Annotated in this window: 17 protein-coding genes; all 17 read right to left on the minus strand. The window is 61.9% G+C overall.

Going from position 1 to position 21,470, the window contains the following annotated elements; all coding sequences use genetic code 11:
- Positions 1 to 473: 473 nt before the first annotated feature.
- The 17 genes from ONB52_00305 to ONB52_00385 all read right to left on the minus strand — a co-directional run bounded on the left by ONB52_00305 (position 474) and on the right by ONB52_00385 (position 21,322).
- The gene (locus tag ONB52_00305; protein MDZ7414578.1) at positions 474 to 1,805 is read right to left on the minus strand and encodes a hypothetical protein; all 1,332 of its coding nucleotides are present in this window, start codon (positions 1,803 to 1,805) and stop codon (positions 474 to 476) included.
- Between the two features lie 37 nt (positions 1,806 to 1,842).
- Positions 1,843 to 2,544, minus strand: a complete 702-nt coding sequence (locus ONB52_00310) for a hypothetical protein (protein ID MDZ7414579.1) — start codon at positions 2,542 to 2,544, stop codon at positions 1,843 to 1,845.
- A 71-nt stretch (positions 2,545 to 2,615) separates the two neighbouring features.
- Positions 2,616 to 3,884: a glycosyltransferase gene (locus ONB52_00315; protein ID MDZ7414580.1), complete on the minus strand. Its 1,269-nt coding sequence runs from the start codon at positions 3,882 to 3,884 to the stop codon at positions 2,616 to 2,618.
- Between the two features lie 313 nt (positions 3,885 to 4,197).
- Positions 4,198 to 4,602, minus strand: coding sequence for a hypothetical protein (locus ONB52_00320; GenBank protein ID MDZ7414581.1), 405 nt, complete (start codon positions 4,600 to 4,602; stop codon positions 4,198 to 4,200).
- A 416-nt stretch (positions 4,603 to 5,018) separates the two neighbouring features.
- Complete coding sequence (locus ONB52_00325) at positions 5,019 to 8,816, minus strand: tandem-95 repeat protein (protein ID MDZ7414582.1); 3,798 nt, start codon at positions 8,814 to 8,816, stop codon at positions 5,019 to 5,021.
- A 127-nt stretch (positions 8,817 to 8,943) separates the two neighbouring features.
- Positions 8,944 to 9,411 (minus strand): phytase, encoded by a 468-nt coding sequence (locus ONB52_00330; protein ID MDZ7414583.1) that lies wholly within the window; start codon positions 9,409 to 9,411, stop codon positions 8,944 to 8,946.
- A complete protein-coding gene (locus ONB52_00335; protein ID MDZ7414584.1) occupies positions 9,408 to 10,568 on the minus strand; it encodes a hypothetical protein in 1,161 nt (386 codons plus the stop codon). Before ONB52_00335 ends, ONB52_00330 begins: the two co-directional genes overlap by 4 nt.
- A 27-nt stretch (positions 10,569 to 10,595) precedes the next feature.
- Entirely contained in the window at positions 10,596 to 11,855 is a 1,260-nt protein-coding gene (locus tag ONB52_00340) for a carboxylate--amine ligase (GenBank protein MDZ7414585.1), read from the minus strand.
- Positions 11,856 to 11,906: 51 nt separating this feature from the next.
- Positions 11,907 to 12,923: a phytase gene (locus tag ONB52_00345; GenBank protein MDZ7414586.1), complete on the minus strand. Its 1,017-nt coding sequence runs from the start codon at positions 12,921 to 12,923 to the stop codon at positions 11,907 to 11,909.
- A gap of 121 nt (positions 12,924 to 13,044) precedes the next feature.
- The gene (locus ONB52_00350) at positions 13,045 to 13,929 is read right to left on the minus strand and encodes an isocitrate lyase/phosphoenolpyruvate mutase family protein (protein ID MDZ7414587.1); all 885 of its coding nucleotides are present in this window, start codon (positions 13,927 to 13,929) and stop codon (positions 13,045 to 13,047) included.
- Positions 13,930 to 13,971: 42 nt separating this feature from the next.
- A complete protein-coding gene (locus tag ONB52_00355) occupies positions 13,972 to 14,904 on the minus strand; it encodes a hydroxyacid dehydrogenase (protein ID MDZ7414588.1) in 933 nt (310 codons plus the stop codon).
- Between the two features lie 55 nt (positions 14,905 to 14,959).
- Positions 14,960 to 16,147, minus strand: a complete 1,188-nt coding sequence (locus ONB52_00360) for a glycosyltransferase family 2 protein (GenBank protein ID MDZ7414589.1) — start codon at positions 16,145 to 16,147, stop codon at positions 14,960 to 14,962.
- Between the two features lies 1 nt (position 16,148).
- Complete coding sequence (locus ONB52_00365) at positions 16,149 to 16,868, minus strand: sugar transferase (protein MDZ7414590.1); 720 nt, start codon at positions 16,866 to 16,868, stop codon at positions 16,149 to 16,151.
- Between the two features lie 207 nt (positions 16,869 to 17,075).
- Positions 17,076 to 17,783: a hypothetical protein gene (locus ONB52_00370; GenBank protein ID MDZ7414591.1), complete on the minus strand. Its 708-nt coding sequence runs from the start codon at positions 17,781 to 17,783 to the stop codon at positions 17,076 to 17,078.
- Between the two features lie 384 nt (positions 17,784 to 18,167).
- The gene (locus tag ONB52_00375; GenBank protein ID MDZ7414592.1) at positions 18,168 to 18,911 is read right to left on the minus strand and encodes a CpsD/CapB family tyrosine-protein kinase; all 744 of its coding nucleotides are present in this window, start codon (positions 18,909 to 18,911) and stop codon (positions 18,168 to 18,170) included.
- A 1-nt stretch (position 18,912) separates the two neighbouring features.
- Entirely contained in the window at positions 18,913 to 20,526 is a 1,614-nt protein-coding gene (locus ONB52_00380) for a hypothetical protein (protein MDZ7414593.1), read from the minus strand.
- A 46-nt stretch (positions 20,527 to 20,572) separates the two neighbouring features.
- Positions 20,573 to 21,322: a polysaccharide export protein gene (locus tag ONB52_00385; GenBank protein ID MDZ7414594.1), complete on the minus strand. Its 750-nt coding sequence runs from the start codon at positions 21,320 to 21,322 to the stop codon at positions 20,573 to 20,575.
- Positions 21,323 to 21,470: the final 148 nt, after the last annotated feature.

Below are 21,470 nucleotides of genomic sequence, written 5' to 3' on the forward strand. Positions count from 1 at the left end.
TTTGGCGATACAGCCCGGATACAAACTTTCTGGAAAGCAATGCTTCCGTTGCGTGTGGGAACGTAGTGCAGACATTTTGTTTGTCTGCAGGCAGTAAGGCCTGCGCTGCTCCACCCGTTGCCGGGGGCTCACCACGAAAATGCCGTGGCGCAGGCTTCCAGCCCAATGCTGCGAACTTTTTCGAAACGATAAGAATCCAAAAGCCAAAGCATGCCGGGAGGCGAAGCCGCAGGAGTTTCGCAAAGCGTAACCGCTCTGCCTTGTTTTGACCGTGGCTTTATCCTGCGATCCTGCAGATACGCTCTGCAGGAATGCCACGCCAAGCCGTGGCAGATCAAACAGGGAGCTGAACCGTTCAGGGCCGGTGCCCAAAGGCATGGCTGCGAAATTTTATTTTCATCGACCGCCGCATGCGGCATGGCAACCCTGCGGGTTTGCAAGCAAGGCCAAACCGTTGCAGGAATGCCTTTTTGCTAGACGGTAATTGGGGAGGAACATTTTTGCTGCGCCTGCCGCTGCCGACAGCGCTCCCAAATGATAGCGGTGACCTGCCGTTGCACCTCGTGCGCAGGCTGCGAAGCCTCCACCACCACCATCTGCGGCAGACGGTGCTGCAGGCTGAGATAGCCCCGGCGCTGTTGTTCCAGCCAGGCCGGGGAATGCTCGCCTTTGCGGCGATAAAGCAGCTCGCCGGGCGCATCGAGCAGGATGATCAGATCCGGCGTGGGCCAGCCGAAGTTGAGCACGGCCCGGCGCAGCCGCTGACGCAGCGTGATGGCCGGCCGGCTCACCCAGGCATCATAAACGAAACGGTCGAACACCACGACCCGGCCGCGCCATTTTTGCCAATGCGCATAGCCGAAGCGATACCACTGTTCGAGCAGGCGATTCACGAAGACGACGGGCTTGAGCAGCAACCGCCAGTTGCGCGCGGCCGCTCGCTGCCGGCGATGCAGCCAGCCTGTGGTGGGCAGACCCACGGTGCTGGCTTGCACGTTGCCGCCCATGTAGAGCAACTCCGCCCGCAAACCGAAATCACGTTGCAGCGCCGCCGCCAGCGTGGATTTGCCCGCGCCGTCGGGCGCCAGCAAGGCCACCGTCAGACCCGGTTGTTGCCGGGCGTGCAGCACCGGGCGCAAGCGCTGCAGCAAACGATTGCTGAAGCTGCGCCATGTCGCGGCCAGCGGCTGTTTGCACCACAGGTGCCGCATCAACAGGCGCCGGCGGGCCAGCAAAGCCTCCCAGTCATCACTGCTCGCGGCACGCTCGAGCTGCGGCCATGACAGGCCGGGTGCGAGATGGTTTTGCACGTGCCGGGCGAGCCGCTGCCGGCTGGTGGCATCGGCGATGATGCGGGCAAAGAGTGTGTGCAGACGCTGTCGCCGCACTTCGCGAAAGCCGGCTTTATCCAGCAGGCAATGCAGCAGCAGCGTCAGGAATTCATCCTCCGGGGCCAGCACATAAAGCGGCGGTTGTGCCTGGCGGTGGTGCAAGCAGTCGGGCGCCAGATCCAGCGCGAGATGGCGGATGGGTTTGCCGTAACGCAACTCGGTCACCACGTCGAGTTTCAACCACGTTCCCGCAGCCGGGGAATACGCCAGAAAAAAATGATGCGGGGCGTGGCCCCAAGCCGGCAGGGCTGCGAAGCCCGCGACCGGCAGAATTTCCCGCAACCGCGGCAGATGCGCGGCGGCCACCAGCAAATCGATTTCTCGGTCGCCGGGTTGGTTCAGCTCCTCCAGTCCGCGCAGCAAGGCATAGTTGATGTGGGCCTGCTCCAGGAGCGCCCAGACAGCCGCGAGCAAATCACCGTTGCTCTCCCGCCCTGCGCTGCCGGCATGGTCATCCGGCGGCGACGGGATTTGAGGTACGCCGTGTCTGGTGGAAATCCCGGATGTATCGCACCACTTCGGCATAGACGGTGTCGCAGGGTTGATTGGCATCGACGATGATGAAATTGCGTGTCATTTTTCCCTGGCGCAAAAATGCCCGGCGCCGCGCTTCGAGGTAGGCGAGGCTCGCCTCTTGTTTGCGGGCATGCAACACCTCCGCCGGCGCATCGAGATAGATCACCAAATCCGGCGAGGGGTAGAAGCGGGCCAGCAACCAGCGATGCAGGTTATCCGTCCACGGCCGGCGCTCGCCCGTGTGGCTTTGCTCCCGCTCGAAGTCGAATTTGAAATGGCGATCATAGACCACGATCGCGCCACGGCGGCGGTAGCGCCACGAGAGATACTGGCGATACCATTCCTCCGCCAGACGATTGCACAGCTTCAGCACGGCCCACAAGCAGCTTTGGGATTTTCGGCTGCCGCCGTTGTGATGGTGTAGCGCATGACTGGCGGCCGCAGGTGCACCGCGTTGGCGGCGGCGCAGCCTCTTGACGAATTCAATCAGACGCGAAGTCGGCAGGGCCACATTGCTCGATTCAATGTTGATGCCCATGTACAAATACTTGATGGGCAGTTCGCCTGCGCTTTCGAGCCGGCGCGCAATGGTGGTTTTGCCCGCACCATCCGGGCCAATCACGGCAACCGAAAACATCGTCAGTCTTTCCCGCAAGGTGTCAGGTGATGAAAGAAGGCTGGTCAACGAAACCATCGCGCCGGTATCATTCAGCTGGCGCCATTGTGGCCGGCGGCGGCCAGCCACAGGGCCTCAAGCTTGGCGACATTGCGCGCCCAGACAAAATGCTGCTCGACGAATTGCCGGCCGGCCTGTGCCAGACGCCGGCATTCCCCGGGATTGTGCAGCAGATCGACAATCGCGGCGACGAATTGCGACGCCTCCTGTGCCACCCGCAGCGGCGCCGCAACGCCCTCGCCCAAATGCAGGCCCTCGGCAACCACCGGCGTGGTCACCACCGGCAGCTCCATCGCCAGGGCTTCGAGAATTTTGTTCTGCACACCGGAAGCAAAGCGAATTGGCGCAACATACAGCGCGGCGCGGCTGAGATAGGGTCGCAAATCCTCGACAAAACCGGTGACGGTGACATTGCGGCTGCGCTGCGCCGCCGCCCGCAACGCCGGCAACGGATCGCGACCCGCGAGCACCAGCTCGAGCTGCGGCATTTCCGACTGCAGACGCGGCCAAATCTCCGCGAGCAGGAACATGGCCGCGTCATGGTTGGGCGCGTAGTTCAGCACACCGGTGAAGATCAGGGAATTGTCCGAGCGCGGTTCCGGCAGCCGGCGCCAGTAGTCGACCTCCACCGCCTGCGGAATGATCTCGCCGCGGGGCGCGCCCGGCAGCAGCAGGGCGCGATCACGCCGGGAGGCAAACGCCAGGTGCGGGGTTTTGCGCACCAGCCGTTTCTCGATCCGCCGCACTTCGAGATAGCGCAGAAGCAGCCAGAGTCGCCGGGCGAAACCGGCATGCCGCATCTCGCCACGCACGCGCGCCGAAGTGGCATCACAGCAATCCGCCACGATCGGCACGCCGCGCAAATCCGCGATTGCGGGGAAGGTGTTCTTGCCGCTGTACATCACCACATCGAAGGTTTCCTGCTGCAGCAGCTCGCGCACGGCTTTTTTCATGGCGCGGGCGGCCAACCGGAAGCGCAGGGCCTTTTGCGGTTTGCCGCCTGCCAGGGGCAGGGCGCCGAGCAGGCGCAGCAGAAACGGCTCACGCGACCGCGTCTCGCCAAAAATCATGATTCGCTCGGTGACGGGTTGCAGCGCGGCCAGGGCTTCCGGGGAGAGGCGCGGCTTTTTGGTGAGCGAGCAATAAGTGATTTTGTGCTTCTGTCCCAGGCTGCGCAAAAAGTGATAATGCCGCAGAAACCCGCTGGTCAAAGGATAGGGCACCTCGGTGGTGAGGTAGAGAACTTTCAACGCCACGGGCGGCGCGGCGGAAGGTGTCGTGTGTTTGTCGGATTGTCCCACACCGTTGTTTCCAGATTGCCCTCGCTGGCGCGCGCCCGCAAGCACGTGCCGGCGACGGCATCATTCCAAGTAATTCATTTGCCTGCTGCGCCTTTGTTCCTCCCCCCCCCCCACTCATCGCGGCCGCAGGCAGGCCAAACCCGTCGTCGGCGGGAGTCCCCCAGTTTCCACGGCAGCACAGGCCTTCCTGACTGAAGGCAAGATTGCTGTGCCACGATGCCCTTTCACGGCTTGCAAGCCGCAACTAAAATTCGGGGACACAGAGGAACGCTGATTCATAATCGCCGCAGCCATGATCGTTTTTTCCGCGTGTTTACCGCAGCGCGGCTTTCAGGCCGCAACCAAATCTGTTAACCGCCAGGCGGCCAAGCGCGCAAAGAATTTTTTTTGTGTGCTTCATGCGTTTGCGTGCAATCATGCGTTGCAATTCATCCTCATTCTTTGTATGCCTTCTTTCATTGGTTTGACGTTCCAGTGCAAGAAGAACCCAGGCCGGCAGTTGCGTCCTTTCAAGCCGGTCGGTCGTTGAGCCTCGTGTGTTGGCAGCAGCTTTTAATACAACCTTCGACGAGCCGGTCACTGCGGCAGCCGGCATCAATCTGCCGGCCGTCATAGGGAGTCGGCAGTGATCCTTCGCCATCCACTTGTAAACCGCGCTCGCGCAGTTTTCCACCAGAACGTTGTTGGCAGGCCGACCCCAACGCGGGCAGCCGGCCATGCCATTCTCTTTGTGCTCTTGGCGCCCTTGCGCGGTTCAAAAAAATCTTCGCGATGGTGATAGTTTTTCCAGGGTAATTGCCATGCCGCGCACGGCACCCATTGGAATGAAAATGAGTTTTCGTAGTCGTGCCTTCCGACACCGACCCGGAAAAGGGTCTGCCGCAAAAGTCTTCTCATGGCAAGACGATCTTGCGGCAAAACAGGCGGCTTCTGTGGCGAGAGTCTTTGAACTCATCCCCCGCCCCTGCCCACTGGCAGAAAGGGGAGGAGACAAGCTGGATTTGCATGCAAGCGTCTCGCATGCACCCGCGAAACTCGCCTCTTTCTGTAAACGAGATGAGGGGCACGGACTTCTGCAAGCCAACTCGACATGGTTGCGCCATCTGCCGCCGGGGCATTCCCGTCGGCAGCACACTATTTGAGCAGCGTCACACGACGCAGGAAGTGATGCGGCCCCGCGGTCAGGCGAATTAAATAGATTCCGGAGCTGACCGTATTGCCGTGCCGATTTTTGCCGTTCCACAGCACGCGCTGGCGACCCGCCGGCTGCACGCCTTCTGCCAGCGTGATCACCTCCTGCCCAAACAAATTGTAAATCGTCAGGCGCACCGGCGCGGCCTGCGCCAAACCATATGCAATCACCGTTGCGAGATGGAAGGGATTGGGATGGACCGGCGCGAGATAAAATTCCGCCGGCGGCCCGTTTGCATGCGCCAGGTGCAGGCCCTCCACCCCACCGGCCGCCGCCATCGCACCCAGAGGCAGAGCCGCAGCGGTGGTGATCACCAATTGCGGCGGATTCGCCCCTTCCTTCGCGCTGAGGTAAAGGCTGTTGGTCGAAGTGATCTTCAAACCGAAACTGTAGGTGCCGTTGCCGGTGACGGCACTGCTGACCTCGTATTCCAGCCAGGTGTTGCCGGCGGCACTGGCGTTGGTGGCGAGCGGCGAGCCATCGATGGCCGGCGCATTGTTCCAGGTGATCCCGCTCTCCTGCCACGGCGTGCTGCTGTTGAGATAAAAATTCGACACCAGATAAACACTTCCGCCGTCAGTGCTGCCATCGGTGACATAGAGGCGCAGCCTGGCCGATTGAATCATGCCGCTGACACCGGTGACCGTGAATTTGAGAAAGCTGTGGTATTGCGGATCCCCCGCGCGCAGACGCAGCGTGCTGTCGCTGCCGTAATTTTTTGTCGGGCTCGCAGACTTCACCAGCGCGTCATCGCTCGGTTCGAAGGTCAGGGTGGCGGGCGGGGCGCTGCCCACAGTGACCGCCACAGTCGCAGTGTTGGAAGTGGCACCCTCGATGTCCTGCACGGCATAGGTGAATTCATCCGTGCCGCTGAAGCCGGCGTCCGGGGCATAAGTGATCGCGCCGGTGGCGGGGTCGATCGTGACAATGCTGCCGTTGCCGGGTGAAGTCACAATTGCCACGCTGGCGGGATTCAGTCCGCCGTCCACATCACTGTCATTGGACAGCACCGCGATCTCGACGGCCGTGTCCATTGCCGTGGTTTCACTGTCGTCGCCGGCTTGCGGCGCATCATTCACCGCGGTGATGGTGACGACAACTTGCGCGGCGTTGGAAACCGCGCCCTGATCATCCCGCACGGTGTAGGTGAAATGATCTTCGCCAAAGTAGTTTTCTGCCGGCGTGTAGCGGATTTCCCCGCTGCCGGCAAGCACTTCCGCCGTGCCATGACCCGGCGCGACGACAATGGCAACGCTGCCGGGATCGAGGGCACCATCACGGTCACTGTCGTTGCCGATCACCGCGATGGTCACCGCCTGATCTTCCGGCGTCACCGCCGCATCGTCGTTGGCCACCGGCGCCTGGTTGCCGGGTGCGCCGCCAGCGCTGCCCGCAGTCGTGACCACCAGCTCGGGTGGATGCTCGCCCTGGCGCGCGCTGTGATAGACGCTGTTGGTGGAGCTTGTGGTCATGGCAAAACTGTACACCCCGCTGCCGCTGAGGGCGGCACTGACGTCATATTCCACCCAGGTGCCGCCACTCACCGCGCCGCTTTGCGCCAGCGGCGCGCCGCTGATGGTTGGCGCATTGTTCCAGGTCAGGCCGGATTCGGTCCAGGCGGTGGGGCTGTTTTTGTAAAGATTCGAAACGGCATAAAGTGCCCCGCCATCGGGGCCGCCGTCAACGACATACAGCCGCAGCCTGGCGCTCTGCACGGCTCCGGTCAGCCCGTTGAGGTCGAATTTGAAATAGGTGTTGTAAGTCGGATCGCTGCTGCGCAACCGCAAAGTGGTTTCCGCGCCGTAGTTTTTCGTGGGGCTTGATGATTTCACATGGGCATCGTCGCTGGCGTAAAACGTGACCGTCCCGCCGCCGGTGCCGCCCACCGTGACGGTAACGGTCGCCGCATTGGAGACGGCGCCCTGATCATCCTGCACGGTGTAGCGGAACTCGTCCGTGCCCTGATAAGCATTGGCAGGGGTGTAGGTGATGGCACCGTGCGCCGGATCAATGGCGGTGATCGTGCCGAAGTCGGGCTGTTGCACGATCGTCACACTCGCGGCTTGCAGGGTGCCGTCGACATCCGAGTCGTTGGCCAAAACGGCGATGGTCACCGCGGTGTTTTCGGAAGTCGTGGCCGCGTCCGCGTTCGCCAGCGGGGCATCGTTGCGGCTGTCCACGGTCACGCTCACCGTCGCGCGGTTGGAAGTGGCGCCGTCATTGTCTTTCACCGTGTAGGTGAAGGAATCGGGGCCGAAGTAATCGGCGTGCGGTGAGTAGGTGATCGTGCCGGTGGCGGAGTCGATCGCAGTCGTGCCGTGGCCCGGCGTGGTGGCGACCGTCACGCTGGCGGGATTGAGGCTGCCGTCGGCATCGGAGTCATTGCCGAGCACCTCGATGGCAACGGCTTGATCTTCGGGCGTGGTTGCGGCATCATCATTCGCCAGCGGCGGTTGGTTGCCGGGAACACCGCCACCCAGATCGATGTAGTTGTGCAGATAGTTTTGCGTGTCCTTGTCGCTCGCCAGCACCAGCAGCCCGGTGGTGCTGTTCAGGTTTTGCTTGGTGGAGGTGGGATTGTTGACATAAGAGTCCGAGGCGCTGTGAATGAATTCCGTACCCAGGCCGCCGGCAAAGGCGATGTGATCGAGGCTGCTTTTTTTCATGTAGATGCGGCGCGGAGAGGTCTTGAAACTCATCGCAAAAATGTAAAGCTCGCGGTGTTCCTCCTCGATCAGCAACAGCGGCCGGGTGTGGTTATCGCCTTTGGTGCCGAAAGTGTAGCGTGACCAGTTGGCGTTTACATCGCGCTTCAGCAAAAAGATGAGCGGCGAGCTGGAACCGGTCAAACTGGTTTTGGTCGCGGCGTAGACATTGCCGCCCTCATCCGGCATCACTTTGAGATTGATGTGGTCATCGGCGACTGCGCCCAGGCTGGCATCGGCGAGCGCCTCCTCGCGCGGCTCCCAGTCTGTGTCGGCCTTGCTGTCGAGATGGGTCGCAAAGTAGGTTTTGCGGTCGTTTTGATTGCTCCACATGACGCCGATTTTGTTGCCGCCGAAGGCAACGAGTGCGCAAATGTCATCCGAACTCAAATTGTTGCCCTGCACCGGCAGCACGAAGGAGCTGCCCCAGGTGTAATCGTCACCCAGGGAGCGGTTGAGCTTGACCTGGTTGCCCGCGGTCCAGGCCACCCAAAGCTGGCCGCTGGAATCCTTGGCGATGGTGAGCGCCTCGGTGTTTTCCGTGGTGATGTCGACCGGGAAGCCGCTGTTCAGCGTGTAACTCCGGCTGGCGGAATCATAGGAATAGCGATAAAGGCGCGCCGGCCCGCTGCTCGAAACCAGATGGGAGGCAATGTACAGGTAGTGCCCGTCCCACAAGGCATCTGCCAGACTTTTGCTGCGATTGTCGATAGCCGGCCCGGTGTCGTGCCAGCATTGCCGGTCGCGGTCGAACCGATGGATGCGATACTGCGCCGCGGCGGGGCTCCACAAACATCCCCACCAAAAGCCGTCATGCCACCACAATTTGCTTTGCGGTTTGGAAGCGGTGATTTCGCTGTAGGGCGAGCTGCCATAGTTGTGATCGCGATAGCCGGCAACGATCGGGATCGAGGCGCACTCCTGCGCTTCGGCGGAGGCTGCGGGCGACAGCAGCGTGAGCGCTGCCGTCAGCAGCACGGCCTGCATCAGGCGGTTCAAATGGGTGGATTGCCGAAGCATTTTCACCAAACGCATGCAACACCTCCTGGTCAAATTCATTCTTTCCACGTCTGCAACATGTGATCTCCAAGAGGTGATCGCTTTGGTGCAACAGAATTATTTTGCGGGTTGCGGAAAACTCCCCGGCATGCAATCGCAGATACTATATGCCGCTGGCAAGCAACCGGCGGCGGTCATCCCTGCCATGCCACCAGGTGACCTGGCTGCCGGCCGGCAGCCAGGGTTCGCCGGTGCCGTCGTCTTCCAGCAGGAGCCGCCGCAACTGGGAGTGGCTGGAATCGTGCTTGCTGCTGACAATGGCAAACAAGGCGTGATCCCGGTGGCGCGGGTAAAGCGCCAGGCCGTCGGGTGATTTGAAAACCTCGAGGCTGCGCGCCGAGGTGACCTCGGTCAGCATCCGCGTTTCCGGGGAGATGGCGAAGACGCGCAGCTCATGAGCAGCACGCATGGTGACCACCGCGAGGTCGACCAGTTGTCCACCCAGCAGCACCCCGCGGCGCCCGTCGACATTGTTGGGGCGGGGCAGGGGGAGGCGCTGCTGCAAGCTGCCGTCGATGTTCCACGCATACAGGACGCCATTCGGCGCCGCGCCCCTCCTCGTCAGTTTCATTGCTGCACGGCAGCCGCACTCTTCTCGCAAAACGGTTTCATTCGCTGATAGAGCTCTTCAAATGAAAACGGATAGGGATGCCAGACAGCATAGGCCTCCAGGCCGGCCAGCGCGCGACGCAGGATTTCAGCCTGGCGTTGCGTCGCCTGTTCGATGAAGCGGTTGCGCCGCTCCGGAAAGGCGAAGGCAAATGCCAGGTAATGCTCCATGAAGGGCAGCAGTTCGTATTGTATTGAGGCGATCACGCGGTCGGCAATTTCCTGCGGCGCGACCTGCTCCACCCGCGTCTGTGGCAGGTCGTGGCTCGCCACCAGAAAAATCTTTTCCGGCCGGGCCGAAAAGGGCCCGCATCTCTCGCCAAAGATGGTGGCGGCCGGCAGCGTGACATTGAGCTGGCGCTTGAGAGCCGGCATTGCCTCGCGCAGATATTTCACCGGCAGGAATTTGCCGGCACCACGGGGCCATTTGTGCTGCAACCGGTCGAGCGCATGAATCGCTTTGAAGCGCAGCCGGTGTTCACGCTTGACCCGGCGCCGCAGCCCGGGGAGATGCTCGAGATGCCAGTCCCACAGCCGCAGGTTTTCGGGCACGCCATACATCTCCCGGCCGTCGCCGCGCAGCAAAATCCACTCATCGCCGACATAGCGTGCCCCGTGTTGCGCGAAGGCAAGCAGGGTCTCGGTTTTGCCGCCTTTCGCCCAGCCGGTCACGATGATGCCGGTTTCCTGATAGACGAAGGCGGAGGCATGCAGCGCCACGCAGTCCTTTTGCAGGGCGGTGAGGTTGACAATGGCCAGCAAAAGCGGCACCGCCGCAATCCCGCGTTCACAGACGATTTCACAAGCGCCGCCAATCTGGGCAAAGTCGAGGCGAACCTTTGCCCTCTTCTTGCCGCTGCGCAGAATGAAGAAGCCGTCCCGAGTGTAGCCGTTCTTCTCCAGACCCAGAAGGCGCAGGCCGGGCGTGGGGAGCTGGTCCACAAAGCGGATGGTGAGGTCGGGGGCGCGCTGCAGCGGCGCTCGCAGCGGACCAAGCTGGCGGGCCACCGCAGCGGCCTCGGCGGCAGTGGGCTGCAGCAGACGAATGCCGACCAAACCGTGAATATCGTAGTCAATGTGGTCGGGCGCCGAGCCCGTTGTGCCGTTCTGAGGTGACATGCGTTCGATCCTGGAAGGCTGGCGGCTTCAGTTGATACGCCCCACAGGCCCCGGTTGCGGAGGTGGCGCGGGTGCTGCCGTCACGGCCTGTTTGGCGGCATGCGCGCGCTGCGGAAACAGACGAAAGACACGGAACAGGTCGCTCAGGAAGGGCAAGGGATCGCGCCAGGAAAACACGGCATAGCCCTTCGGGCCGCGCACCGAGCGCCACCAGTCTCTGAGCGTCAGCTCGCCCCGCCGCCAGTAATGAAAGGCGGACTGCACATCGCGGCGCAGGTAGATCCATTTCACGCCGCGATAAGTTTGTGTGCGCTGTGCCGGCAGCGGCCGGCCGAGCATATCGCAGTACGCCGTGTAGAGCAGCTCCACGCCGCCGGCCTCGGCAATCGCCGAGCGGCCGGTGGGCCGGCCGATGTTTGGCTCGATGAGATAATGCCTGCCGGTGCGGGCCTCCTGCTTCATCTCGACATAACCCAGGCCGTGATAGTTCACGCTGCGGAACAACTGCAGGGTCACCTGCAACACTTCGTCATTGCGGCATTCCTCGCCCAGGCAACTGGTGCCGGTTTCCGGCGGCCACTGGCGCAGTTTGCGCGCCACGAAGGTCACCAGCGGCTCGCTCTGCGCGTTGAAATAGCAATTGCAGGAGTAGAGCTGCGCATCGCTGCCGGCAATCCATTCCTGCGCCATCAGCACTTCCGCCCAGGGCGAGCAGCGTTCATAGAGGGCGAGCAATTCCGCCACATTCGCCGCCTTGTAGACTTTCGCCCTGGTGTTCCTCTCCCACCGTGGCGTTTTCAGCGGCGGTTTGAGAATGCAGGGATAGCGCAATTGCTCCGCTGCCGCCACGGCCTCCGCCCGGTTGTGCAGAAAGAAAGTGGCGGGAATGGGCAGGCCCGCCTGCTGCGCGTGCGTGTAGAAACGCTGCTTGTCCATCAGCATTTCCACGGTTTCCGCGGGGGGCAGTGCCAAGCGATACCAGGCATCCAGCTGCTGCCGGTGGCGCGAGAGCAGCAGCACGCTCATATCGGTGCAGGGGAAAAGCACGGCCGGGTGCGGCAGCCGCGGCCCGAGTGTTTCCAGCGCCTGCACCAGTTCCTCGGTGGCGGTGTTGACCGCAAGAATCCGTTCACACACACGCGTGCGGCAGCAATAGTGAGCGGGCTCCTTCGCCAGGGCGATGACCGGCACATGATGCCGGGCGAGAATGCGGGCGGTCTGCAGACCCGTGATGCAATCCAGACCGATCACGATCGCGTGCGGCAGAGGTGTTGTGGCAGCGGACATAAGGTTGTGCTGTTCTCCATAGCCGGATTGTCGATTGGGCGGGCCGGGACATCAGAGATCTTCGGCAATGGCCTGCCACGACACCAGTTTGAAATTTTGGCGGCCCTTGTCGTTTTTGTCATCCTGTGCCACCAGCAGACCCTCGGGAAACGCGGGGCCGAAATCGAAATTCACCACCTCCAGGCCGTCGGTGTGGGTGACTGCATCGATGCCATTGCCCGCGATGATCTGGAATTTGGCCACGAATTCGTTGTCGCCTTCGCGGCGATAGATCACATATTTGCTCTCACCCTGGCTGGAGGCCACGAGATAACCGGTGCTGTTCGAGGTGCGGTAGAGCGCCAGGCCTTCGACGTCGGGCACGAGATGGCCGAACCAGCCGGTGCGGTCCACCACGGTGTAATCGTCACCAGCTTCGGGTTCCGCGCCGAATTTCCAGATGCCTTTCTTCTCGACCGCGAGATAAAAATAGCCCAGTTCATCGTCGGCCACGCAGCCCTCGGGCCGTGCGCCGACTTTGAAATGGCGCACCCGCCGCGCCGCCACCCGGCCGGCGCCGTTGTCGAACAACTCCCATTGTTCCACCTCGCCCTTGCGTGAGTTGACGAAGTAGTAAAACTTGCCGGTGAGCGCGCTGCGATACATGCAGGAGCCATAGGGCGGGCAGGTGGTCACCGGTTCGGCCGCCACTTCCTCCAGCTCGCGGGTGGCGGGATTGACTTGATAGATGGCGAGGGTATTGCCGCTCTGGTTGCTGCCCGTCACCAAATCCACCATCCGTCCGGCAAGCGGAAAGCCGTGGCGCAGGTCGACGTTGTTGATCTCACCGTCCCGCCGGAATTGCAGCTCTTTGCCGGAGAGATCATACACACCGATCCCCAGGTCCTTGTCCGTCGCGATGATCGTGCTCAAGGCCGGATTTTCGCGGTTGATCCAAATTGCGGGATCATCCGCCGCGTCACCGCGCGAGGGCACCGGTGTGGTCTCGCAGACCGGGGCAACTTTGATGATCGTGCTCTCCCGCCATAATTTGCCCGCCGCAAAGCCGGCGAGTATCAGCAGAGCCACGGCGCCTGCTGCCAGCAACCCTCGGTGTTTGAAAGCTGTCATTGGAACGCATCCCGTACAATTGCATTTGCGAGAAGTCCGTTGGCAGGGGACTGCCGGCGGGTTTGCCGGCCGCCGCGCGTTATTGCTCTTCGAGAGCGATCGTCTCCTGTGTGCGCACCAGCGCGAAAATGTGATTGACCGGCGCGATGTGATCATCCACCGCAGCGGCATAGCGCTTTTCCTTGAGCGTGCGCAGGGTGTCTTCCATGGCCTTGACCGCCGCCCGCATGGCTTGATTCGCCAGGATGATCATTTGAAAACCCTTGGCGTGCAGTTGCTCGATGGTGAACGTGGGATAAAGCGTGGGCACGGCCACCAGCGGAATTCTGCCCAAGCCCTTCCAGCTCTGCAGAAAACACTCGATTTCGCGCAGTGTCTTGTCTTTGGAGTGAATCAGGATGGCATCTGCGCCGGCTTCGGCATAGGCGTCGGCGCGCTCGCAGGCGGCCGCGACGCCGTGTCCGGCAATCAGCGCTTCGACGCGCGCGATGAAAACAAAGTCGCGCGAGTCCTGCGCTTGCTTGGCGGCCCGAATGCGACGTGCCTGTTCGGCCGTCGGAATCAACTCGCGTTTCGCCTCGCCGGCGAACAGGCTGTTGCGCTTGGGGAAGACATTGTCCTCGACACAGATGCCGGCGATGCCGGCGCGTTCGTATTCCCTCAGCGTGCGCACCACGTTGGTCAGACCGCCGAAGCCGTTGTCGCAATCGGCCACCACCGGCAGATTGGTGGCGGCATCCATGCGCACCGCCGCCTCCAGCGCCTCGGTCATCGTCACCAGATTCAAATCCGGCAGGGCGTAGGTCATGGTGGAGACACCAAAGCCGCTGACCCAGATGGCGTCAAAGCCGTATTGTTCGATCAATTGTGCACTCATGGCATCGTGCGCGCCCACGGCGACCACGGGTTGGGAGGCCTGCAATCCCGCACGCAACGCCCGGCGTTTTTTGGCAGCTCGGTTCATGTTGTCGATCCTGGATGATGTTCCCGCGGGGGAAGTCCTCGTTTAACGGCGGTGATATTCTGCTTCAAAAGCTTCGATGTGTTGCACGGCCAGGCGGCCGATCTCACGCTGCGCATCGGCGGCCATTGCGCCGATATGCGGGGTGAGAATGACATTGGGCAGGCTAGCCAGCGGTGAAATTTTGCCCTCGCCCTCCTGCTCGTGAACGTCGAGCGCCGCGCCGGCCAGCCGTTTTGCTTGCAAGGCCGCCAGCAGGGCCGCCTCCTGCACCACACCGCCGCGCGCCATGTTGACCAGAAAAGCGGTGGGCTTCATGACCGCCAGCGCGGCGGCATCGATCAGGTAGCGGGTGGAGGCCTGCAGCGGCACGTGCACCGTGAGATAATCTGCGGCGCGCAGCACCTCGGCAAAACTGGTGAGCGTGATGCCCTTTTCCCGCAGACGTTCGGATTCCCTGGGGGAGGAGGGATCCACGCAAGCGAGCACCTGCATGCCCCAGGCCACGCCCAATTGTCCCACGCGCGTGCCGATGTTGCCGCAACCGACGATGCCCAGGGTTTTGCCGGTCAACAGACTGCCCATCATTTCATTTTTCACCCAACGACCCTGGCGCCACAGGCGATCGGCCTCGACCACCCGGCGTGCCAGACCAAGCAGCAGGGCAAAGGTCATCTCCGCGACGGCTTGCGCGCCCGGGCCGGGAATGCGCACCATTTTGATCTGATGGCGGCGAATGTAGTCGAGATCGAGATTGTCAAAGCCGGAGCCGGCGCGCACGATCAAGCCCAGCCGCGGCGCACAGGACAGGGCGGCGGCGTCAAGCGCGACGCCGCTGCGGCAGATCACCACCTCACAGTCCCTGATTTTTTCACGCAGCAACGCCGGCGGAGGATTGAAAGCGCATGCGACCGTGTGACGCTGCCGCAACTGGTCTATCGCCTCAGGATCAATGGAACTGACGATCAAAATTTTCATGCCGAGAGCCTCTCCAAACAAGGCATTCAATGCTTTTGAGTTGGTGGCGGGCCGCTCAGGCTATCGGCACGCCGGAGGCGGTCATCTGACGCTGCGGCTGCCAGCGTTCGATGCGGTCACCACGCAACACTCTGACCAATGCCACCAATGCTGCGGCATTGGCGAGGCAATAGAAGAACGGCAGCGCCAGCAATTTCAGCCGGCCCCAGCGCTGCTGCCGCAGGGCATAACCCAGGCCGGCGAGCGCATAAAACAGCGCCTGTGCCCATGCCGCGGCGGCGTAGAAATCATGTCGCGGGGCAAGCACCAGGCTGACGCCAAACAGCAGCAGGAGGAAAACCGGCACCAGCCGCCGCATCACTTTGTGTGAAAACAAAGTGACGGCATAGAAACCATGGCGCCGGGGATTGAGCAGTTTGCGGCGCAACAACACTCCGCGCCAACCGCGCGTCATGATGCGAACCTTGCGATGGAATTCCCCCGCCGCGGCCGGCACCGGCTCCTCATGGGCCACGGCCTCGCGCTCGAATACCAGGCGATAGCCCTGTTCGATCACCGCGGTGGAGATGGCGAAATCATCGGTCACCGCCGCACTCTCGGGATGGCGGTAGAGGGCGCGCCGAATGGCGTAAATCGCGCCATGTGCCGACACGATGCTGCCGGTGAGGCTCTCCTGTTGCTTCAGCCACTTGTCGAAAGACCAGTAAAACTGTTCGCCCTGGTTGGTGCTGTCCGCATGATGGCCGGCCTTCAAATAAATCTGGTTGCCGCACACGCCGCCCACCCGGGGATCGGCAAAGTTGCGCGCCAACATGCGCAGCGCATCGCGGCGATACATGGAGTTGGCATCGGAGAAAACCAGCAGCTCGCCGCTGGCGCCGGCCACCGCTTCGCGAATCGCGTGCAGCTTGCCGCGCCGCGGCAGTGCCAGCAGCCGCACCCCGCGGTCGGCATACCGCGCGACAATGGCCTCGGTATCGTCGTCCGAGCCGTCGGAAACCACGATGATCTCCAGCGCCGAGCCGGGATAATCCAGCGCCAGGGCATTGTCGAGCCGGGCGGCGATCGTCCTTGCCTCATTCCACACCGGAATAATCAAGCTCAGGCGCGGGGTGATTGGAGCCTGCAGAACTCGCCGCCGCTGCAGTCGCGCCATGATCACCACCAGCAGGGGAAAACCGGCATAGGCGTAGACGAGCAGCGCGAGGTTGAGCCAGAAAACTGTCACCCAAATCGCGGTCATCTCAATTGGCTCCCCGACCGGTGAAGAGCACCGACACGGTGCGAAACATGATCTGCAAATCCAGCCAGAGGGACTGGTAGCGCATGTAGGCGATATCCAGACGGCAGCGCTCGTCGAAGTCGATTTCATTGCGGCCGCAGACCTGCCACAAACCGGTGAGGCCGGGTTTGAGCTCCAGCCGCGCCGTGTGCCACAAGCTGTAGGTGGAAGCGCTGAAGGAGGTGGGGCGCGGCCCGACTAGACTCATCTCGCCGCGCAGCACATTGAAGATTTGCGGCAGCTCGTCCAGGCTGGTTTTGCGCAGGAATTTGCCGACACACGTGATGCGCGGATCATTGGCAATCTTGAAATCCGGCCAGGTGAGCAGATTAAGATGCAAATACTTCTCCTTGAGCTGTTCGGCGTTTTCCACCATGGTGCGCAGCTTGTACATTTTGAAGCGCCGGCCGCCGCGGCCGGTGCGATATTGAAAGAAGAACACCGGGCCGGGCGAGTCGATGCGAATGGCGATCGCGCACAGGCCCAGCAGCAACAACACCACTGGCAGGGCTGCCAGGCTAATGATCAAATCCATGCCGCGTTTGACGACTTGATACGTTTTGTTGCTGCCCGGCACCTTGTTGCGCACCGGGCCGCGCAGATACCAGGGTTTTTCCTCCTGCGCCGCCACCAGCGCTGTGGCCGGGGGCAGCATCTCCCCAATAAAGTAGGCGCCTTGCATGAGACTGCCACCTCCAGAGGCGCGCTGTGTGCCAGCGCCGTCCGATTGTGTCGTCATGGTGTTGTTGCGCGCCCGTTCGCGATCGCTGACTTCTCAACGATTGTTCCCGCCACGGCCCGGCCGCTGCCGGAATATCCCCGGCGGCGTCACGGCATCCGGCTCTGCGAAACCCGGCTGAGCCAGGGTCGGAACGTTTGCGGACAGACTCTATTTCAGAGAGGATACCAGGGGCTCCGTGCGCTGCACCCCCTGGCTGGATTGGGCACCGTCTGTTTGAGGTGGATGGTCCGCCGCCTTCCGCTGGCTGCGGGCATGCGCGCGGGCGACGAGATCAGACAGGATCAGGCCATCCGCGGGAAATTCGGCGATACCAAAACGCAAGGTGATTTTCGTACGATTCGAAATCAGATGGAGCAGGCGTGCCACCGCCTGTTCCGCGCTGGCAAGGGATGATTCCGGTGACAGAATGAGGTAGCGGTCTTCCGTGACATTGTAGGTCACGATGTCGCTGCTCCGCATGTTTTCCCGCAGCAGGGAGCTGATCAGGGAAAGCAGCAACTGTGAAGCCAGGCCGGTATCACCCAGCAAGGTCGAAAAGCCGCGGCGTCTCAGTTTGCCGCCCTCGTAGTCCACCACCAGCACGGTGAGAGTGAGGGTGCGATGATAGCGCCGCGCCCGCTCCAGCTCCGCAACCATGCGGGTAAGCGACTTGCCATATGGCAAAAGCGTGCGTTGCCAGCTGGCTTGTGAGCTTCTGGCGGCTTTGACACCGGAGCGATGCCTCTGCCACAGCAGGCCCAGCAAAAACGAGGTCAGACACGCCAGGACAATCACCAGCAACCACGGATCAAAAATAGCAATATCGTTGTCATTGGAAGGATGCGCGGTTTGAAACCACTCCATCGCATGTCGCATGCTGATTGTCATGTCCTGGATATGCGGCTAACTTTTGCTGTGTGAACTGCTGTCTTGTGTTTGAGCAACTGCGGCAAACTTCCTGTTCCTTGTTGGGGGAATCGCGGCAGCAGCGTGGCCCGCGCGTCGCCGCCGGAATGACCCGGCGCGCTGGTGAGATCCCCGGCTGTTGGCAAACACACAACACCCCGGCTCCGGGTTTGATTCGTCCCGCGATGTAATCCTTCAGTAGAGTGTATGGAGTAGCGCCGGCATCTCTGCCTGCAGACAGGAGGTCTGCGCCCCATTTTCTTTCATGCTGATGGATGCCCATCCGGGCATGGCAAGTTATCCCGCGATGATCCCGCCAAAAACCGTTTGAAGAAGGTTGTCGTGGCCTGACAGCTACTGGCGCAGCAGGGCGGGCAACTGCTCCCGTTCGCGATTGAGCACGATGCCCAGCAGGGTGGCTTTCACCCGGCTCAACTCGCGGATGATTTCCCGAACCTCCGGCACGCAGGTGCGTCCGGCCTCCGCCACGAGGATGACGCTTTGTACATAAGCGCTCAGCATGGCCACTTCGGGTGTGCTGTCAAAGGCCGGGGCATCGAGAATGACAAAATCAAAGGTTTCATGCAGGGCCGCGGCCACGGCGGCAAAACGCCGGGCTTCGAAGGAAGTGCCATATCTTCCGCCGATGGCGGGCATAACATGCAGGTTGGGCAGCCCGGTCACCACCGCCATCTCGAGAAAGCTGCCGCTCCCGGCGGCGGCGCTTTTCAAGCCCTCGCTCATCGTCAGCGGCAGGAGACGGTGCAACTGCGGCCGCCGCACATTGGCGTCCACCAGCAAAATTTCCTTTTGGGGATCGAGGCTCAGTCCCAGTGCCAGACTGACTGCCACCGCGGTGACGCCCGCGCCTTCGTCCGCACCGGTGAGCAGCACCGAACGAATGCCGCGCTGTTCGCGCGCCAGCAACAAAATGTTGCGCAACTTGAGCTGTTCTTTGCTCAACCTCGGTAGCAGGCGGCCGATGGTTGGTGAACCGACTCCTGTTTCCGTCGCGGGCAGCGCGAGCCTTTGCAAGTCGCTGGCCGGCAGGGTTTCCGAATTTCTGAGGTCGTCTGGCAAGGTGAGGGCTGAGTCCATGTTAGGTTCGTTGCGCTGCCTCTGTACGGGGATCATAGCCCTCCTCCGTCAGCAAATTTACCGGCCAGTCGCCCTCCGGAATGGTCACCAGCACCGGCACATTGAGCTGGCGCTCGAGGTCGTTGCGGTTGCGAATCAAGCTGTCGAAATAGCCCGCGGTCAGCGCGGTGCCCAGACTGACCACCAGTGCCAGCACCAGGCCGAGTGCCAGGTTCACCTTGCGGTTTGGCCGGACCGCGGTGAGCGGCACACTGGCAGGGTCGATGATGCTGACATTGGCCACCTTCTCGCGGTCGAGTGCTTCCGAGATGCGCGCCTCTTCCTGCTTCTTGGCATAAAGCAGATAATTGTTCTCGTGCAGATGCAACTGGCGCTGCAACGCTTCATGGGTGAGGGTGGCGCGCTCCAGGCCGGCGAGCAGAGTCCTCTGTTGCGCGATGGCCTTTTGCAGCTCCTCCTCCTGGGCGCGATAACCGACGAGATTCATGCGCGCCCGCGTCAAATCGCTGGAGAGCTGCAACACAGTGTTGCTGATCTCCGCCACCGCGGTCGGCGGTGCGGCCTGCTGCTCGGCTTGAATCGCCTCCTCGAGTTGTGCAATGCGCGCCTGCAGACTGCGCGCCAGGCTGCTGTTGGGCGCGGCGGCCCCGCGGCTGCCCGCCCGCTCCTGGCGCAGCACATCATACTTGACCTGCAGTTCGGCCAGCTCGCGTTTCATTGCCTCCAGCACGGTGGCGGAGGCGCGCTGCTTGCGGGCGTGAATGCGCTCCGGCTCATTCGCCAGTTGTTGCTCGAGAAAACTCACCTGCCGCTCGGCGGCCTGGGCACCGGCGCGCACGGCATTGAGCTGGCCTTCATAATCCGCGATTTTTTGCAGCAGCAACTCGCGTTGTTTCTCCGGTGCAATCAGGTTGTTTTCAATTTCAAACTGCCGGAGTTGGGCGGCAATCGCCTGCAGGGTGTCCTGCAGGGCTTGTGCCTGATGCTGAAAAAACGAATAGACGCCGCGGCTTTCGTGCACCTCGAGGTGGCGGTCAACATACTGCCGGCACAATTCGTTGACGAGCTGTGCCGCCAGGCGCGGATCTTCGGATTCGCAGCTGATTTCGATGATGTTCGACTTCGGCACAACCTGGCATTCCAGCGTCTTGGAAAATGCCGCGACCGCGAGCTCGACCACCAGGGCGCTGTCCAAAATGGCAACGGCCTCGGGCTGGACCAGGCGTTTGTACAAGCCCTCGGTGGTGACCACGCTGCGCAGCAGGGTGGTGCTCTTGAGAATCTCGATCTCGGAGTTCAGCATGTTTTCGGAGATGGTCGGCCGCGTGTCGGTGTCGGCGGCTTCGTTGGGTGAAATGATGGTGCTGGCGCGCTCTTTTTTGAGCATGACCCGGGCGCGCGCCACATACACGGAAGGCATCATCATGGTCACCGCCCCCACCGTCAGAAAAATGCCGGCAAAAACCAGCAACGCCAGCTTGCGACGGCGATAGATCAGCACCCCCAAATCACGCAGCGACACACCGGCACGCGGCGGTGCAAAGGGACCGGAAGCATCGGCGATCGCCATCTCCGGACGCCGGGATTCGAGAGAGTTGCTGCTGCCGAGTGTCATCTGATCTCCATCTCAAAAACAGCCTCCTGCTTGTCTCCCGCGCCGCTCAACGGGTGCGGTTGTATTCGCGCAAGGCCCTCAGATAAACATCAAATGGTGGAAACAGCCCGTCATAAATTTGTGTGAGAAATTCGTTGACGTTGGCGATGAACGTCTTGGGCACATAGACCACATCCTGCGGCTGCAGGTACAAGTCCTGATGGGCCGCGGCTGCCAGCGCCGGCCGCGCCAGATCGACGCGCACACCGGTCAGCTCTCCCGCCTGATTGAGCCGCAAGACGATCACACTGTTCAGCTTGGCTCCCGGAACCGGGCCGCCGGCGGCCGCCAGAGCCTGCAGCACCGTCATGTTGGGTTGCAGTTCGAATTGTCCGGGTTTGTCGACCTCCCCCAGCACGTAGACCGCCAGCCCCGCGAAATGGCGCACATAAACCGTCACCTCCGGCGCGTGCACAATGCCGGCATAGGCGGCCGTAATCAGGCTGTCCACCTCGGAAGGCGTGCGCCCCGCAACATAGAGATCGCCGATGGCCTCCAGCGTGATGCGACCGTCCGGCCGGACCTTGACGGTCTCATTCAGGCGTTCATGATAACGGGTCTTGATTTCGAGTTCATCGAGTATGTTGATGCGATACTCTGGAGGCGGGCTCGCGATGCCCGTGATGGCGACACGGTCGCGGTAAGCCGGCAGGGTGGCGGAGGCACTCAACCCGGGATTGGCTGCGAGCCTGTTGGCGGGAGTACTGGCGCATCCCGTGAGTAAAAGCTCGCCGCACGCCACAACGAGCAGCAGCATGTGCGACCAAACGTTCGGCAGTCTGCCGCCTCGGCCCCGCCCCACACCTCCTGGAATACGCATGCTCAGCATTTGTTTGAAATCCCTTTCAAAGCAACCCATCATGTCAAAAGCAGAATACTTGCTGTCCGTTCGAATTCGCTGACTT

It is taken from the genome of candidate division KSB1 bacterium (assembly GCA_034506255.1).
GTDB lineage: Bacteria > Zhuqueibacterota > Zhuqueibacteria > Zhuqueibacterales > Zhuqueibacteraceae > Coneutiohabitans > Coneutiohabitans thermophilus.